Annotated in this window: 16 protein-coding genes and 1 pseudogene; 5 read left to right on the top strand and 12 right to left on the bottom strand. The window is 56.6% G+C overall.

What is annotated here, in order from left to right; genetic code table 11:
* Positions 1–8: 8 nt before the first annotated feature.
* Both ACA060_RS18330 and ACA060_RS18335 read right to left on the bottom strand, forming a co-directional pair.
* Positions 9–1,172 (bottom strand): acyltransferase family protein, encoded by a 1,164-nt coding sequence (locus ACA060_RS18330; protein WP_497312290.1) that lies wholly within the window; start codon positions 1,170–1,172, stop codon positions 9–11.
* Between the two features lie 224 nt (positions 1,173–1,396).
* Complete coding sequence (locus ACA060_RS18335; protein WP_497312292.1) at positions 1,397–2,587, bottom strand: serine hydrolase domain-containing protein; 1,191 nt, start codon at positions 2,585–2,587, stop codon at positions 1,397–1,399.
* Between the two features lie 125 nt (positions 2,588–2,712).
* Between ACA060_RS18335 and ACA060_RS18340 the strand changes: the two genes are divergently transcribed.
* Positions 2,713–3,600 (top strand): LysR family transcriptional regulator, encoded by an 888-nt coding sequence (locus ACA060_RS18340; protein WP_497312294.1) that lies wholly within the window; start codon positions 2,713–2,715, stop codon positions 3,598–3,600.
* Positions 3,593–3,892 (top strand): annotated as a pseudogene (locus ACA060_RS18345) (MFS transporter); the annotation flags it as partial. The gene ACA060_RS18340 and the pseudogene ACA060_RS18345, both read left to right, overlap by 8 nt.
* 738 nt (positions 3,893–4,630) lie before the next feature.
* Here ACA060_RS18345 and ACA060_RS18350 read toward each other — a convergent pair.
* Positions 4,631–5,275 (bottom strand): hypothetical protein, encoded by a 645-nt coding sequence (locus ACA060_RS18350; protein ID WP_497312296.1) that lies wholly within the window; start codon positions 5,273–5,275, stop codon positions 4,631–4,633.
* A 284-nt stretch (positions 5,276–5,559) separates the two neighbouring features.
* Positions 5,560–6,156 carry a hypothetical protein gene (locus ACA060_RS18355; protein WP_497312298.1) on the bottom strand — a complete coding sequence of 199 codons (597 nt, stop codon included), beginning with the start codon at positions 6,154–6,156 and terminating at the stop codon, positions 5,560–5,562.
* Between the two features lie 140 nt (positions 6,157–6,296).
* On the opposite strand from ACA060_RS18355, the gene ACA060_RS18360 reads away from it, so the two are divergent.
* The 3 genes from ACA060_RS18360 (at position 6,297) to ACA060_RS18370 (ending at position 7,465) form a co-directional block, all read left to right on the top strand.
* Entirely contained in the window at positions 6,297–6,506 is a 210-nt protein-coding gene (locus ACA060_RS18360) for a hypothetical protein (RefSeq protein WP_497312300.1), read from the top strand.
* Positions 6,507–6,587: 81 nt separating this feature from the next.
* On the top strand, positions 6,588–6,935 hold the full coding sequence (locus ACA060_RS18365) for a hypothetical protein (RefSeq protein ID WP_497312302.1): 348 nt from the start codon (positions 6,588–6,590) through the stop codon (positions 6,933–6,935).
* A 146-nt stretch (positions 6,936–7,081) separates the two neighbouring features.
* The gene (locus ACA060_RS18370; RefSeq protein ID WP_497312304.1) at positions 7,082–7,465 is read left to right on the top strand and encodes a hypothetical protein; all 384 of its coding nucleotides are present in this window, start codon (positions 7,082–7,084) and stop codon (positions 7,463–7,465) included.
* Between the two features lie 81 nt (positions 7,466–7,546).
* Here the strand turns inward: ACA060_RS18370 and ACA060_RS18375 are convergent, their stop codons facing one another.
* From ACA060_RS18375 to ACA060_RS18410, 8 genes are all read right to left on the bottom strand, one after another.
* Positions 7,547–7,972 (bottom strand): cell wall hydrolase, encoded by a 426-nt coding sequence (locus ACA060_RS18375; RefSeq protein WP_497312306.1) that lies wholly within the window; start codon positions 7,970–7,972, stop codon positions 7,547–7,549.
* 58 nt (positions 7,973–8,030) lie between these two features.
* Positions 8,031–8,408, bottom strand: a complete 378-nt coding sequence (locus tag ACA060_RS18380; protein ID WP_497312308.1) for a hypothetical protein — start codon at positions 8,406–8,408, stop codon at positions 8,031–8,033.
* Between the two features lie 2 nt (positions 8,409–8,410).
* Entirely contained in the window at positions 8,411–9,334 is a 924-nt protein-coding gene (locus tag ACA060_RS18385) for a hypothetical protein (protein WP_497312310.1), read from the bottom strand.
* Positions 9,335–9,358: 24 nt separating this feature from the next.
* A complete protein-coding gene (locus ACA060_RS18390; RefSeq protein WP_497312312.1) occupies positions 9,359–10,021 on the bottom strand; it encodes a hypothetical protein in 663 nt (220 codons plus the stop codon).
* Positions 10,018–10,350: a hypothetical protein gene (locus tag ACA060_RS18395; protein ID WP_497312314.1), complete on the bottom strand. Its 333-nt coding sequence runs from the start codon at positions 10,348–10,350 to the stop codon at positions 10,018–10,020. Before ACA060_RS18395 ends, ACA060_RS18390 begins: the two co-directional genes overlap by 4 nt.
* Before the next feature lie 21 nt (positions 10,351–10,371).
* Positions 10,372–13,941 (bottom strand): TipJ family phage tail tip protein, encoded by a 3,570-nt coding sequence (locus ACA060_RS18400; protein WP_497312315.1) that lies wholly within the window; start codon positions 13,939–13,941, stop codon positions 10,372–10,374.
* A gap of 271 nt (positions 13,942–14,212) precedes the next feature.
* Positions 14,213–15,235, bottom strand: coding sequence for an IS110 family RNA-guided transposase (locus ACA060_RS18405; protein WP_497312317.1), 1,023 nt, complete (start codon positions 15,233–15,235; stop codon positions 14,213–14,215).
* A gap of 110 nt (positions 15,236–15,345) precedes the next feature.
* Entirely contained in the window at positions 15,346–15,747 is a 402-nt protein-coding gene (locus tag ACA060_RS18410) for a hypothetical protein (protein ID WP_497312319.1), read from the bottom strand.
* Positions 15,748–15,796 lie beyond the last annotated feature (49 nt).

The following is a 15,796-nucleotide window of genomic DNA, read 5'->3' on the forward strand; positions in this document are numbered from 1 at the left end:
AGGATGGATCAAGGTGCGGTTTCGGGGGTGCCCAGGCTGCTGCCCAGCGCCTTGGCTTTCCCGGTTCGCCCCCAGCGCTGCATGACCGGTCGCTCGATAAAGTTGAACAACAGCCAACCACCGAAGATGGAGAGCGCAAAGTTGGCCGCGACGATCAACGTGGCCGTCCAGTTATCGAACAGTCGGCCGCCGAGCAGTTGTGTCGCGCAGGTCATGATCAGCAGATGGATCATGTAGAAACCAAAGGAGATTTCGCCCAGCCAGACCATCCAGCGACTGTTGAGCAACCCCTTGCGATCCTGCAGGTCACTGGCGGCAATCGCCGTGATCAGCGCTGCAATCGGCACCAGCGTTACCAGGTTCAGGCTGTACTGGAACGGCACCCACATGGCCGCCAGGTAACCGCCGACCATCAGCGCGAAAGCCCAGGGCACGCTCAATTCGATCCAGCGCCCAGCCATGAGAATGCGGGCCATGAGCATGCCCAGCACGAACTCGAACATGCGCGCGGGCGGGAAGTAGTAAGACCACCACCATTGGCTCAGGGAAATCGGGTACTCATTGATAAACGGCGTGGCAGGTGCCAGCAAACGTATCGCCACTTGCGTCAGGGCCAGGCCGGCGACCATCGCCCAGGCCCAGTGCCACAGGCGTTCCTCGGAAATTTTCCAGATCAGCTTGAGTGCCAGCGGAAACAGCAAATAGAAGAACAACTCGCAGCACAGCGACCAGGACGGCCCGTTGACGCTGAGGAAGGTGTCCATCCGTGGAATCCAGGAATGCACCAGCAACAGGTTGGGCAACCAGATCGCCACGCTGGCGGCAGGCACCGCAAACAGCGCCATCGCCAACACCCAGGTGGCGATATGGTTAGGGTAGATTTTCAACAAACGGCGTTTCCAGAAGCCTGTCACGCTGTCGCCTTTGCGAGCCGACCAAGTGATCACGAAGCCACTGAGCACAAAAAAGAACGACACCCCGAGCCAGCCACCACCGCTGAAGATCCGTTGAAAGGCATCGATCACATTGGTGTCGGCATAGGGGTTGAAACCGATGATCCGGGTCAGCGAGGCGTGAAACATGAACACCATCGCCGCCGCCAGAAAACGGATCCCGGTGAGTGAGTCGAGCTTGCTGTGGAAATGCGAATGATAGAACTCTGCGTTTTTCATTTCCGATCCCCAAATAGTCATGGCACGCCCCAAAACACCTGCGTGTGCAGGCGTGCTCCCTGTAAAAAAATCTCACGACAATCTCAGCGGCGTTGCGAGCATTGCAGGCAATGTTGCGAGGGTCCGTTGACCCCAGGGGTACGGCTAGATGCAGACATTTTTAGCGGCGGAACGCTGCTTTTTTGTGCTTGCGGCCGGTCCCCGGGCTGGGACCGGCGCGAAGGTCATTCCCCGTAAACGGCGTTGCACAGGTCGACGGTAAATTGCCCGAACATGCCTTCGAAGGCTGTATTGGTGAAGGCGACGACCGTCAATTGCTCGGCCGGGTCGACGAACCAGGAGTGTCCATAGGCACCACCCAATCGCCAACTACCGACCGACTCGACCGTCTGGGCGGCGGCCGGGTCCTTGAGCACGGTAAAGCCCAGGCCGAAGCCGCGACCGGGCCAGTTTTCCAGTTCGAGCTCGCCGGTCTGGTTGGTGGTCATTTCATCGACCAGCGCTTTAGGTAACAACGGCGCGCCGCCTTTGCGCAGGGTTTCGAGCAGATGGAGGAACTCACCAGCGCTGCCGATCAAGCCCGAACCACCGGAGTTGAAAGCCTGTGGGTCCAGGGCCCGGCTCGGCTCCAGCTTGATGCCGGCGGTGCCTTCGAAAACCGGCACCACTTCCAGCTCTTTCATGCGCCGCGGCTGTGGTTGATCGTTCAGGTACGCCGGGGTCAGGCGGCTGGCGTCGGACACACCGAAACCGACATCGCGCAAGCCCAGTGGCTTGGCGATCAATGCCTCGATTGCAGCGGCCAGCGAGGTGCCGGTGACTGCAGCAATCACGCCGCCCAGGACATCGGTCGCAATTGAATAGCCCCACGAACTGCCAGGTTTGTACAGCAAGGGCGCGTGACTGAGGCTGCGCAGGTTTTCTTCCAGCGTCACGTTGCTGCGCTCCATGCCATCGGACACACCGGCATCACGATAAGGACCACCCTGATCGCTTTCCAGAAAACCATAAGTGAGGCCGGCGGTATGGCTCAGCAACTGACGCACCGTGATCGTCGCTGGCTGGCCGTCACTCAGGGTCGGCTTGAAGTAAGGCAGCCAGCGGGTGATGTCGTCATCCAGGTTGAGTTTGCCCTGATCGATCAGCGCCAGTGCAGCCACCGAAACAATCGGCTTGGATACCGAAGACAGCCGAAACAAGGCATCCTCGCGCATCGGCAACTGCGCCTCACGGTCGGCCAATCCGGCCGCGCGCTGGTAAATGAGCTTGCCGCGGTGAGCCACCAGCACCACTGCGCCTACCAGGCGCTGATCGTGCAAGGTCTGCTCCAGCACCGCGTCGATGCGCGAAGCCAGCTCGACGAGTTCAAACGAGCGTAGAGACTGTAATGAGCGAAGCGGTTCGTTGACTGACATTGGCGGACCTGAATAGTTGGATGAATAAGTCGATGTCTCGATGGTAGAGGGGGCCGTTGTCGGGAAACAGAGGTTACTATTCCGAGGTCCACGGACCTTTTTGTCCGCAATCAAAGGAGTGAGTGTTGGATAAGCTCAATGGCATCACGGTGTTTGTGCAGGTTGCCGAAAGCCGCAGTTTTGTTGGGGCCGGCCGTTTGTTGGGGATCTCCGCCTCGGCGGTGGGTAAGAGCATCGCGCGCATGGAAGAGAAACTCGGCGCACGCCTGTTCCATCGCAATACCCGCAGCATCAACCTGACCAGCGAAGGTTCGTTGTTTCTGGAGCGCTGCCGCCGGGTGCTCAACGAACTGGAAGCCGCCGAGCAGGAACTCTCCAGCTCCAGCGAGACACCACGAGGTAAACTGCGCATCAGCCTGCCGCTGCTGGGCAATGTCCTGTTCATGCAGCTCTCACGATTCATGCAGCACTATCCAGAAATCCAGCTGGAACTGGACTTCACCGATCGGCTGGTGGACGTGGTCGAGGAAGGTTTCGACGCCGTGCTGCGCACCGGCCAGTTGCACGACTCTCGGTTAATGGCCAGGAAACTCGACAGCTTCGGCTTCTACCTCGTCGGCGCCCCCAGCTACTTTGCGAGCCACGACTACCCGCAGAATGTCGAGCAACTGCAGGAACACCACTGCCTGCATTACAAACTGCCCTCCACGGGCAAACTGGAAAAATGGCCACTGTCGGGGCTTGCCGAAGGCACCGAGTTGAAAGTACCGGCCACGATGGTCTGCAATAACCTTGATATGCTGATCCACATGGCCCGACAAGGACTGGGCATCGCCTGCGTTCCCGAGTTTGCGGTGCGCGAGGCACTGGCGGCCGGAGAGCTGGTGTCGATACTGCCTGACAAAGTGTTGCGCACGCTGAACATTCAGGTGGTATGGCCGTCGAGCCGCTACCTGACGCCGAAGTTGCGAGCGTTTATTGATTTTGTTTGTGATGGGGGTGTTCGAGACTAAGGACCAACTTGCCGCCATTCTGGTCGACAAACAAAAAGGCATGAAAGTGGCGCGCACTTACCGCCAGGCGTTCACCTCCCCACTGGTGATCAAGCTGTGGTGCATGCGCTATGGAGCATCGGCGTGTACGGCTTCATCATGTGGTTACCGTCGATCATCAAACCAGCCTCAGCGTCTGATATCGTCACCACCGGCTGGTTGAGTTCCGTGCCCTATGTGGCAGCGGTAGTGACGATGCTGGCGGTGTCCTGGGCCTTCGGACAAAACCGGCCAACGCAAACTGTTCGTCTGGTCCTACCATTGCGCGCGAGTGAAATGCTCGCATCAAGGCAGCGACATCCAAAAAAGTCTTGGCAGATGGGGCGTCGAAGAAGAGGCAAAAAAATGGACTTAAAACCACCGGATGCTGCTGGAACGCAGCGGATTTCAGCGGGATACCGCACAAATGAAAAAAGGACCCGAAGGTCCTTTTTTCTTTCTCTATGGAATTCAGCAGAACCCCATGGAGCTGGAGCCGGAAACGAGACTCGTATCTAGCCTCCGACCCATTGAAATCTAAGGGGTTTCTTTTCTTGCCGAAGCAGGAAAAGACGTGGGTCCTTAGCAGCCTGTCGCGACCGGCAGCTATCGGCCAATTGTGCCGGTAACGTGCGACAGGGATGAACCTAAAAACCGTCGTCAACTCACTTATCAAGCGGCGGCTAAAGCCCACGGGACAATTTCCGACCTTGGAATCACAGCCGAAGATTCCACCCAGAGCCAGTCGTTTTGTAGGGGTAAAAACGACCAAAAATAAAAAAGGGTCGCGAGATAAAATCTCGCAACCCTTTGAATTATATGGTCGGGACGGAGTGATTCGAACACTCGACCCCTAGCACCCCATGCTGGGGACTGTAGCGACCCAAGCAATTGTTTTATAAGGATAAAACCCCCTTTCCAGGGTAGCAAAAAATCCGCTTTTTTGTGCTTATGCAAACGGAAACACGCGGCCTCTAGAGGAGGTTTTGCGCACAAACTTCCCAGAGAAATGTCATTTCCCTGCAGTGAATGCATCAGCGTCTTGCATCACGTCTGCAACAGTGGCGACTTCAGAAATTATTGTGGCGAGCTCGGCATATGACAGTTCTGCTTTTCTAGTTATGAGCCCGCCATTAGCAAGCCAAAGGGGAACCGTATCCCCCTCCTCGTGTCTGCCGGCAGAAATATCTCCCCCCCAATGCTTAATAGTGTTGGCGATGGCATATGCTCGTTGCTCCGGTGTCCCGTCTCCATCCTGGAACACTGGCTCGTCCTGAAAGTCCCTCTTCATTTTATTCATCACGTCGATGAAGATTTGTAGATTCAGCAAGCAAGATTCCCAACGAGCGAGAGCTCGGAAGTAAATTCTACTGGCTGGGTTATCTGGTTTACCCTTCGATAGAAACTCTAAAGTGAGACAGCGGGCCTCATGGTAGTCCGCGAACAATACCTGTGCTCTATAGATCTGGTTGATCGCGTACTGGCGGTATTTATTCCTGTAGCCCGAGCGAAATAGAGAGTTCAAAAAATGATTGTCTAGCCAGTGTGAAGCCTCAGGGTAGCTGTCCGTTAGATCAACCGCATCACAGGCAGTGAAATCAGAAATTCCCGGAGCTAGAAACCTACCCAAATATTCGGGGTGGTATTGAATAGCCATGTGGTCCCTACCTTGAAGCCAAGAGAGATGCTTTTCACCTTAAGCGCTGAGTAAACTGACAGCAATGAAGCTTCCAGCCCACCACCATGTCAAGGTGACCGGGAGCCCTGTGTAACCTGTTGATATTAAAGGGAAATATGGTGGTTTCCACTACTCTCAAAACCTGCACATAGACCTATAAGAATCAATAAGTTAGCGTCGTATATTCCTACAGTAGTTCCCCTTCCCCGGCGTCCTGCCAACCCTACATGCGCCAATTCACGAAGGTAGTGATGGTGCAAAGATCACCCACCGCTTATGAATGCTTGAAGCGCCAATCGGCAGCCCTCGTAGAATTGCCAAAAAGAACCTAGAACCAGAAGAACTGTAACCCAACGTAGCCACTCCCCAACCTTTTCACTGTGCTTACCAAGGTCCCCACCAAAGGCTGCTTGGCAAAAATATGCCACGCCCGCACCTACCCCCGTGAACATGACTCCCATAACGAAATGCTCAAGAGACGAAGCCAAAAGCCCCTTGACCGTTGCGCCACTGAATCGCGACCAAGCTGTCCCAAGGAATGCCAAGAATGCGACAGCAGCTCCACCGTTAATGAGTAAGGCGCTCTTGATAGCTAAATGGGACGTCGCGATAGTCGCCCGTAACATCTCCAGCCGACTTTCATGATCACGCTGATTGTCATTTTGCCAATCCACCAAGCTAGACTTGAATTGCTCAATGCGCGCCTGTGCGTGCTCAATATTTTCTGGCGTTCGTTGTGACTCTGCCTCAATGATGTCCACCAGTTTAGTAAGACTGTCGAGTGAAACGTCAGATAACCCGCTCCCTTTTGCCGAATCAATTTCTTTGCGAAAAATCGATACAACGTCCGATGTCATCATTGAGCAATACTCTGTAAAGGGGTGACGAAAGTTTGTTGGGCTACAAGATTTTAGGCAAGGTCCCTCCCTCGGCGTTCTGCCGACCGATTACCAAATCTTTTTTGACTGCTACGCTCTCCTCCTTCATGGAGGAAATCACAATGCCCAATTCAGACCTGCTCCCTTCCTTGCTTTACAAGATCAACGAAAACCAGCTTGCCCTTGAAGCTGCCATCATGGAACTCACGTTGTTGGTTGAAAGCCAAGGCTCAACAGAAATAGGCAACAATGTTCGCGTTGCCCTGGATGTGATCGGCCAGAATGAAGAATTCATCAAGATGACACTCGCCGTCATGATGACGCCGGAATGACCTGAGGTTGCAGCTCGTCGCTTCACCCTAGCTCCAGCCTTTTGCCTCGACTACTGTATATCCGAACAGCATCGATAAGGCATGACCGTGGACCCCCTCGAAATCGAAGACACCAGCGACTGGCTTGGCTGCCCAACTGAGCTTGAGACCTGTCGCTACTTCCTGCGCATCACCGAGAACGAGGTGCAGGAACTGACCCTGCAATTGCGAAAAGCCCGCGAAGACATCTTCGGCCTGGTGCAGATGCATGCTGAGGTCTCGAAAGAATGCGGTAAGCTGCGTGCCGAACTGACGATAGCCAAGGCTGACCTCGCAGCTTCGAACCGTAGAGCCACCGATATTGAAACGAAAAGCAACTGGGAGCTGATGGCCAAAGGTAAGCACATTAGCGAGCTCATGGTGAAAATCCGCGAGCTTTCCGGCGACTAGCCGTTCAGCAGCGCCTTTCCCCAGCAGGGCACATCCATCCCGAGCGCTCATACGAAATTCAATTCTGCCTTAAACTGTTACCTGCTCTACACTGACCCTCTCCCCCCTGCTTTCAAAATAACCAGATCAATTCAAGGAAGAATGCCGTGAGATGTCTTGCCATCTTTGTCTCAGCCCTGCTGTCCGCCAATGCATATTCTGCTGGTACGACCTCAACTCCCGATGATGAATTTTACAAGGCCTATTCGGTCGTAAGCGCCGAAGGCAAACTGCCTATACGCAACGTTGTGGTGAAAAGGGTCAGCGAACATTTCACTTCGTATCGAGGCTTTCAGCTTAACTGCGTGAGCCATAAGCTCAGTGAGACCGGGTTCTTCAGTTCGCCAGATGCGGCATTGCGTGAGATATCCACCCTCAAGCCATCAGATAGAATCTTCAAACTGCTGACGGACGAAGTGTGGACAGCTGCGTGCGGGTCTGAACAGCCAACGGTGGTCAGCGATAGCGCTCAACCACCCAAAGCTTCGTAAGCCCACTCGAAAGTCTTTCCCCTGGCTCTGGCTTGGTCAGCGCCGCAGCCAGGTCATCCGCGGTGCAGCTCAACCAGTCACTCACGGCACATCCTTGAAGAACACATGACCACCAAGCCTGAGTGTTTCTTTGGCTTTTGCCGCCCAGCCCGGAGCCTTCTTCATGGCGATGGCGTAATAGTGCGTGGCGCCTTCGGTCGGATCCGGCACCTTGCCGTCGATCACCTGGTCAGCAGCGATCCGCGCCTGGGCAAGCTCCCGGAACGGAATCGCTTTGGCCCCGCTCAGGTAGGCGAAGTTCGGGTCGCTCTTGTTCCAGCAGCTGAACTGGTACGGCGCCAGGCAGACACCGGCATATCCCTCCCCCCACCACGATCTGTCCTTGCCGTCGTTCACGCGGTTGCGAATCGCCCAAGCCACTGCAATCTGCCCGGCCAGGCTTTCACCGCGCGCCTCACCCCAAAGCGTGCGAGCGAGGATGTCGCGGACCTTCTCGGTAACAGGCATAACTTTTCTCCAGGCAAAAAAATACCCGCTCAATGGCGGGTTCTTGGCGCGTCGACAATTAGGCGTCGGGGGGAAGCTCTTCTTCTGACGTCTCGCTTTCATCCTGAATTAAAGGAAGCTCTACCGGTGCCGGATCCGGCACCAAAATGTGAAGAGTGATCATGTGCTTTAGGTCGTAGGGCAGACCGTCTTTCGTTGCCTTGACCGTCAGCACTCCGTCAGCAAAGTCTGTCTCGATGTCCGCTCGGATATCCACCTGGTTGACGGTGTAACCCCAGCCGTCATCATCGGGGGGGAACGGCACCATGCCGAGGCAGCCGGTGATTTGGTAAATGCCTTTCGAGGTTCGCGCTGATCCAACCGGAGTGTCTCCCTGCGTCACGAAGTCGTAGGTTTTGCCGGTCGCGCCCAATACGTTGATTGCTGCTCTTGCCATGGTCAGATCGCCTTCAATGTGCCGTCGGCTGCACGGGTTGTATTGCCGGTGTGATAAAACTCAGCCCATGACGTCGCCGCAGTCTGGTCTTTCATGATTGAACGGAAGTAAGCCTTGTTTGCCGATATACCTAGGGCTAACTGTGATTGCCAGCGGGGGTCACCACCCCAATCCGAAGTCAGCAGCTGGATCGCGGTAAATGGCGCGTTTGTCGCGCCGCTCACTGCGTACAACCCTGTCGCCTTCTGATTGTTGGCGTTTCCATTGTCAATAATCGACGAACCGAGCCAACCGCCCGCCCCCACGGTCATTACGTTCCCGGCGGCAGTGCCGACGTTTGCGACAGCCGCTGTTCCCAAACCAAGCCCAGTCCTTGCCGCCGCCTGGGTGGCCCCTCCCGTACCGCCTTTGGCTACGGGGACGACGTTTTCAACAGCCACAGAACCCAAGCCAAGCCCTGTGCGCGCACCTGCTTGGTCACTGCTGCCGGTGCCCCCTTTGGTCACAGGCACTACATCTTCGACAGCCGCTGTTCCCAGACCCAACCCGGTCCTTGCTGCGGCCTGGGTCGCTCCTCCCGTACCGCCCTTGCTCACGGGCAGCATGTCGTAATTACCGGTGGTACCAAGAGCCGCGAGTTTGGCGCCGTATTGAATGACCAGGGAGCGCAACGCGTCGGCCGAGTCCTTGACGTACCCTTGCAGCGGCGCCAGAGCGTAACCCCCAGCGCCGTTGGTTGCGCCTTGATAGTTCGGCGAGATCGACATGGCCGTGTCACTGGCGATATTGGTCACTTCGTACCAGCCTCCGTCCGGGCCTCGCCATCCATCACCGACACGGCTATTGGCAATGAAGGCTGTGCCCGTGCCGATCACGGCATTGGAATTTTGAGCAACAGAAACCGTCCCGGCTTTATACCAAGGCATTGAATATCTCCAGAAAATAGGCGTTCAGGCCAGTAGCTTGGCGCAGAGGAAAGGACGGTGACCCTGGTCCGTCCAAGCGGTTGTTGCGAGGCTGTACATGAGGATTCGACTGTTGGCGTAATCGACGGCAAGCGCGCAGCTGCCACCATTTGCTCCGTTGTGGCAGTGCATGGCGAAGGGATTAATAGAAATGTATTCCCCCGCTCCAAGCAGCTTGCTGATGCCCCAGATGTAACGACGCCCCACTATAAGCACCTCGTCGCCTAGGTAAGTCCAGTTGCCAGCGGCGAATGTGACCACCACAGCAGGTGCGCCACTGTCATAGACCAGTGCAGCGTTCTGATCCCACAACCGCAAGCCATACACCGCCGTGCCCATGGAAGCCCAAGCAGCCACGAAATATTGACCGCTCAGCGTTGAATTGACGTTGGATGCTTTCATTGTGAACCCGGTCCAGTTACCCGGACTACCGGTGAACCACACCGATATCGGCACCTGAATAGCGCCCGTCTGGTCTGGCCGAATGAATACCAGCGGAGGATCCGGACTGGTGATCGCTCTCGCAAACAACCCGGAGGCGTTGGTAACACCCGAGTACGAACCCTTCGTCAGCAGGCACAGTCGTGGTGCCTCCGCGTCAATCTGAACGAAGGCGTTGTCATTGATGCTTTGGAAGCCAAAACTCATGTCGAGTACCTGATTGCATAGCCCTTTGCAACGATACGTGAGCCAATTGTGGCGGCCGTAGCGGAGGGGTTTTTATACTTGACGACAACCTGATTCAATGAAACCGACACGTAGGGGTAGGACTTGCTGTTGCCCGATCCGGATTCGGAGGACTGCACATCCTGTTCTCTCGTCGGAATGATCATGAACACGCAGTTGGCCGGGTTGAAACCGGGAATGCTCAAAGTGTAATCGCCGACCGAACCGCTGAAGTCGATCACGCCCTGCCATATCACCTGGTAGGTGAAGCTGTTGGTGTCCATGGCGAGCTGACCGTTCTCGTCAAACACGCGTAATCCATAAGCCATTTTTTACCCCAGATAGCCGAGTCGGACACGCAACACACTGTTGGCGTCATAGACCGAGACGTTCAGCGCGTTGATCACCAAACGCCCCTGCCCTGGCACGATGCCGTTGATCTCCAGCGTCCCGTCCTTGTTGAGAATCCAACCCTGTTGACCGGCGATGTAGTTCGTCGAACTGATGTAGCTGCCGATCTTGGCGTTGGTAATGGTGCCGTCCGCGATAAAGGCCGAGTTGATGAACACCTGACCGCCCTGCACTGCAAACGGAACCGAGATGGCGCCGCCGGCGATGGTGTTGACGACGGCAAACCGATCCGCACTGACCAGGAACTGGCTTTGCAGACCCGCGCCGGTGTTCTCGATGCCCAGACCGATACCAGCGGCAATGTACTTGCCATCGGCCGCGACCTGCATTTTCACCGACCACATGGTGTTTAGCTTGCCGGCAGTGTCCGCGTAGGCCGTCGACGTCTGTTGAATGGCGGCCGCGTTCTGCCCCACCGACACGTTCAACTGGTCAATCTTGGTGGCCGTCGCCGACTCGTTGGTGGCCACCACCTGTTCCAGCTCGGTGATGTTGGCCGCGTTCTCGCCGATCTTCGCATCGAAGGTGGTGATGCGCTGCGCGAACGCCTCGTTTTCGGAACTCCGAACCTTGGATTCCGAAGCGATGGCCGCGGTGCTGGTCCAGCCCTTGAGCGCATCGGCCAGATCACCCTCCCCGTTATCATCCCTGTAGGAAGCCCGCAACGCTTGGAACGCGGTCGCCTGCGCCGTGACAACCCCGTCGAGCTCGGTGATGTCCTGAGTGTTGAAAGCCACCTGTTGCGCCAGCCCGTTCGCCGTCTCGATTGACTCACCGACATCCAGCCAGTAGGTCGCATTCGGCGGCGGGGTGTTGATTGGCACTTCGCCCTTTGCCTGAAAGATATGGCCGTCCTCCACAACCATCTGATCTTTCTCGTAGACCTGATCCGGTTTGTAAGCGGTCAGGCCGTCGAGCGCGTCTATCTGGTCCTGAAGGCCGGGGATTTTGTTGATCTCGTCCAGCAGGTCCTGGCCAAGTTCCGTCTCGCCAATCTGGCCGGCGATCATTTCCAAGATGGCCGAAGCATCCGCACTCGACTGCCCCATAACGCCAAGCCCGATCGGGTACCAGGGCCCGATGTTGCCGATGCGGTCTACCAAACGCGCCCAGAAGAAAAACGTCACGCCAGCACGTAGGCCCAGCATCGAGAAATCACTTTGCGGGTATGACAGGTCAGTCAGCTTGGTGGCGGCCTCCAGACTGGTCGTCGGTCCGTACCAGATTTCAGTGCGCTGGGTATCCTCGGCGCCAGCCGGGAAGCCCCACTTCAGATAGATGCCGAACAGCAATGGTGTGGCTGTCAGGTATGAAACCGCCGGCGGCAAACCTTCCTTGCCCTTGAGGTTGGTCAGGATCGACGCCCGCCAGATCGACGAGATGTCGAAGGCGCTCACAGCACGGACTCTGGCCACGTAGGCGCCAGCATAGATACCCACCACGTCGACACTGGTCATCCCGGTGCGCTGCAGCTTGATCCAGTTGCCGCTGTCCTTTCGCCACTCAACGTCATACCCGACTGCGCCGTTCACTGCGGGCCAGGTAATCGTCATGGTGGCGACGGCAATGCCCTGGGACACGACCGAGTTCGAGGTGACAGTGACGCTCGCCGGCGCCGGAACGACGGTGATTGGAATCACGCTGATCGGCCGCTCTTCCAGCCGTGCGCCGGTGTCGATGTAAGCGAACTTACTCGGGTCGTACTGGACGGCCGAGATCTCGAAGACGCCAGGCTCCGGCCGTGACACGCTGGTCACGCGATATAGCGGCACAGCCAAGTCATCGGCATCCAGCGCCCAGACAAGTTCGGGCTCCGGCACCGCAGAGAAGGCGACCGTCACGGTCACCACGCGTCCCGCCACGGATTGCACGGTACGGCCCTCACACTTGCCGTTAGGCAGATTCAGGATCAAACGGTCCCCGGCCTTGGCCTTGGCCTGGGTGTCGCGGTCGAGCGTGATAGCGCGGCCAGCAACCGCCGAGATGCGCCCGCCGATCGCGCGGCCGGCCAACAGTTCGTCAGCCACGGGAATGACGTAGCCAGGCAGCGGGATGCGACCATCGAGACCAACACGGAAGTTGATCCCGCGATCCTTCGAGTTGGTCAGAAGCGCCCACTTCCCACGCCGCTGCGCTTCAGACTCACGGGTGCAGCCGATCGCGCTGATCTCCAGTGGGTTATCGCCGTAGCGCCGCTGAAGCTTGGCATCGGTCACCGCGGTGACGTCGGTGTCGTAGTTGTTGGCCGGGTTGTCGTAGCTGATCAGGGCTCGGCTGTAGCGGGTGCGCTCCGATGCACTCGAGTAAGTGAACTTGCCGTCGAGGACATTCGCCCGGGTATAGGCGAAGTCGAAGTCAGTGGCGCGCGGCATGTCGGACAGCGTGAAGACTTGGCCCTGAGCCCAGTAGGTCATGCCCCGGTATATCGCCGAGATATCGCGCAGCAGCGCCCAGGCATCGGCCTTGCCCTGAAGGTTCAGGTTGCAGATGAAGCGCGGCTCTTGGCCGCCTTTTCCGTCCGGCACCAACTGATCGCAATACTGGGCGATCCTGTATAGCTCCCATTTATCAACCTGCCACGGTTTGATCCGGCGACCAAGACCGAAGCGATCACTGACCGTGATGTCATAGGTCATCCATGTCGGGTTATCTGTCCAGGCCTGTTTAAAGGTTCCATCCCAGATCCCGGTATAGCTTCGAGTTTCCGGATCATAGTTGCTTGGAACTTGGAGCTTCTTCAGCTTGGTATCGACAGTCACCGCGGGAATGCTGCGGAACTGTTCAGCCGAAAATTCGATGTACAGCAGCGCAGTGTTCGGGTAACGCAGCTTCGCGTCGATCACTTCAGTGAAGCCAGCGATTTGCATGGTGTCGGCGATTTTATTGTTGTTCTGGTTCGGCGTAATGCGGGTGACGCGGATCAGCCAGCCGCTGGTAGCTGCGGGAAGATCAATGCGACGGGTTCGCTCATAGGTGCTGGTGGTTTTGCCGTCGACAGCTTCGCTCAGCACTTGCTGATAGGCGCCGCCGTCGGCGGCAAGTTCGACTTTGTAATCAATACGGTAGCCATTCACGTTGCCGCTGGCATCAACCGATTGCAGGGCTGGCCAGGCGAAGCGCAGGCGCACTGCTGACAGCTCGGTGTTGCTGATCGCTCGAACCCACGGCGTGCCGCTGCGCAATTCGATACCCAAAGAGGTCTCGTTCTCGATCGACGGGATACCTTGGATGTAACTCTGCTCGACCGAACCGCTGCGGAACTCCCACTTAACATTCGGGAAATTCATGTTGCCTTGGGGGTCTTGCAACGGCGTGTTATCGAGGTAGATGTCCTGCGCGGTCGGGTTGCCGGCGAACTCCCCTTCACCCATCGCGATCAGGATCTTGGCCACTGCCACAGAGCGCAGGCTGTCTGGTGCTTCGGTTGGGGTCTTTGGCTTGTCCGATCCGCCTTTGGCACCGTTAATATCGAGCTGCTGTGCTGCGCCCATACGTTTCTCCAGGCAATAAAATGTATGGTCAGCCCATCTCCTGCAACCTCATGGGCTGTTTTCGGTAAAGCTGGCTTGCGCTAATGTATCCGGGCTCATTGTGAGCGTTGCTGCAACAACGCTCGGCCCTCGATGAGTAGCCGCTCCCGACTGTCCTGAAAAAACCCTCAGCCTCTAAAGCTGATTTTATTGCCAGGTTCTCAGTCGGGCCGTTTGCCGTTTACTGTCATCAGTCAGTGACGTCGCAAAAGCCGGTAGTAAAGCTGTACGTTCAAGCGTTCGGATGTGGGTCGTACTGGCCGCCTTTGGCCAGTACCGCCCACACGATTCGCGCCAGTTTGTTCGCCAGCGCGCACGCGACGACATTGGAGTGTCGACGCGTCAGAAGCTCCCGAACCCAAGGCCCAATGGCGTCTTCCCGCTTATCGATATGCTGCATGATGGATCGCGCGCCCTGCACCAGCAGTTGGCGGATGTGCTTGTCGCCTCGCTTGCTGATCCCCAGAAGCACTGTCTTTCCGCCCGTCGAATATTGCCTCGGCACCAGCCCTAGCGAAGCGGCAAAATCGCGTCCACTTCGATAGTTCGACGCATCGCCTACATCGGCCAATACCGCACTGGCGGTGATGGGACCGATGCCAGGAATACTCTGCAAACGACTCCCGGCATCGTCTTCTTTCAACTGTTGCTTCAGATCGGACTCGATGTCCTTGATTTCATCATTCAGCTGTTGAATTTGATGATGGAGACGCATCACTACGCCCTTTAGGCGCAACGGAACCGGGTGCTGCGGGTCGTCCAACAGCGCCGGCACGCGGTGCAACGCAGCGGCACCTATAGGCAGGCTGATCCCGAACTCCAGCAGAAAGCCATGAATCTGGTTGGTCGCGACGGTTCGCTGGCCAATCAAAGATTTACGGACACGATGCAGGGCTGAAAGCGTTTGTTGCTCTGCGGTTTTGATCGAGCAGAAGCGCATCGCGGGGCGGCTCGCCGCCTCGCAAATCGCTTCGGCATCAATGAAGTCGTTTTTGTTGCCTTTGACGAACGGTTTGACGTGCTGCGGGGCGATCAGCTTCACCTCGTGGCCCAATGCACCGATCTGTCGAGCCAGCCAGTGGGCGCCACCGCACGACTCCATCACCACCGTGCAGGCCGGTAACTGGGCCAATGTGCTGAGCAATTGGCCGCGGTTGGTTTTCTTGCGCAATACCTGATGACCTTTGGCGTCCTGGCCATGTAGGTGGAAACTGTGTTTGCCAATGTCGATACCGAGAAGCGTCATCGTGTTCATGAGAGATCCTCCGCCGAAAACGAGAAAAGCCCTGCAAGCGTAAACCTGCAGGGCTTCTCGGTCAGGCTGACCATCTCATTAAACCCGCCGAAGCGGGTTTTATGAGGTTTCTAGTAAGCTGTTGGAGTCAGATAAAAATCCCCACTCCTTATTGAGATCCTGCGACGTACAGCCTCTCCTGGTTTTAATTCGATCTCAGATTCAGTAATTGCAGATTTCCCAAACATTACCCAAGTACTCAGACCCAGTACATGTTTGCCTGGAGTAAGGCCGAATCGCGCCACCTCGCCCGGATGAAACTCAGCAGCACGCTTTCCATCAATATGTAAAATGAAGCGAATTTCAGATCCAACAATGCCCCCATCCCTTGTCACCACAAGCTGAGACTCATTCTTTTCCGAAAATGCGAAAAGTCTCGACCTTGGTACAGGCTCTGCGTTTTCAGCTGAAATCGGTGAGGTCGAACACCCAGCGACACAAAGTAGAATCAAAGCAACAGCTAAAAATCTCATGTCATTCCCTCGAATTATTCCGCGAAACTCTAGCATCCGAATTACGAAC

The organism is Pseudomonas sp. LBUM1671 (assembly GCF_059695685.1).

Excerpts from the sequence above, each read along its gene's own strand:
- ACA060_RS18330 (WP_497312290.1), bottom strand. The coding sequence starts at position 1,172 with ATGAAAAACGCAGAGTTCTATCATTCGCATTTCCACAGCAAGCTCGAC.
- ACA060_RS18335 (WP_497312292.1), bottom strand. The coding sequence starts at position 2,587 with ATGTCAGTCAACGAACCGCTTCGCTCATTACAGTCTCTACGCTCGTTT.
- ACA060_RS18350 (WP_497312296.1), bottom strand. The coding sequence starts at position 5,275 with ATGGCTATTCAATACCACCCCGAATATTTGGGTAGGTTTCTAGCTCCG.
- ACA060_RS18355 (WP_497312298.1), bottom strand. The coding sequence starts at position 6,156 with ATGATGACATCGGACGTTGTATCGATTTTTCGCAAAGAAATTGATTCG.
- ACA060_RS18360 (WP_497312300.1), top strand. The coding sequence starts at position 6,297 with ATGCCCAATTCAGACCTGCTCCCTTCCTTGCTTTACAAGATCAACGAA.
- ACA060_RS18365 (WP_497312302.1), top strand. The coding sequence starts at position 6,588 with ATGACCGTGGACCCCCTCGAAATCGAAGACACCAGCGACTGGCTTGGC.
- ACA060_RS18375 (WP_497312306.1), bottom strand. The coding sequence starts at position 7,972 with ATGCCTGTTACCGAGAAGGTCCGCGACATCCTCGCTCGCACGCTTTGG.
- ACA060_RS18380 (WP_497312308.1), bottom strand. The coding sequence starts at position 8,408 with ATGGCAAGAGCAGCAATCAACGTATTGGGCGCGACCGGCAAAACCTAC.
- ACA060_RS18385 (WP_497312310.1), bottom strand. The coding sequence starts at position 9,334 with ATGCCTTGGTATAAAGCCGGGACGGTTTCTGTTGCTCAAAATTCCAAT.
- ACA060_RS18390 (WP_497312312.1), bottom strand. The coding sequence starts at position 10,021 with ATGAGTTTTGGCTTCCAAAGCATCAATGACAACGCCTTCGTTCAGATT.
- ACA060_RS18400 (WP_497312315.1), bottom strand. The coding sequence starts at position 13,941 with ATGGGCGCAGCACAGCAGCTCGATATTAACGGTGCCAAAGGCGGATCG.
- ACA060_RS18405 (WP_497312317.1), bottom strand. The coding sequence starts at position 15,235 with ATGAACACGATGACGCTTCTCGGTATCGACATTGGCAAACACAGTTTC.
- ACA060_RS18410 (WP_497312319.1), bottom strand. The coding sequence starts at position 15,747 with ATGAGATTTTTAGCTGTTGCTTTGATTCTACTTTGTGTCGCTGGGTGT.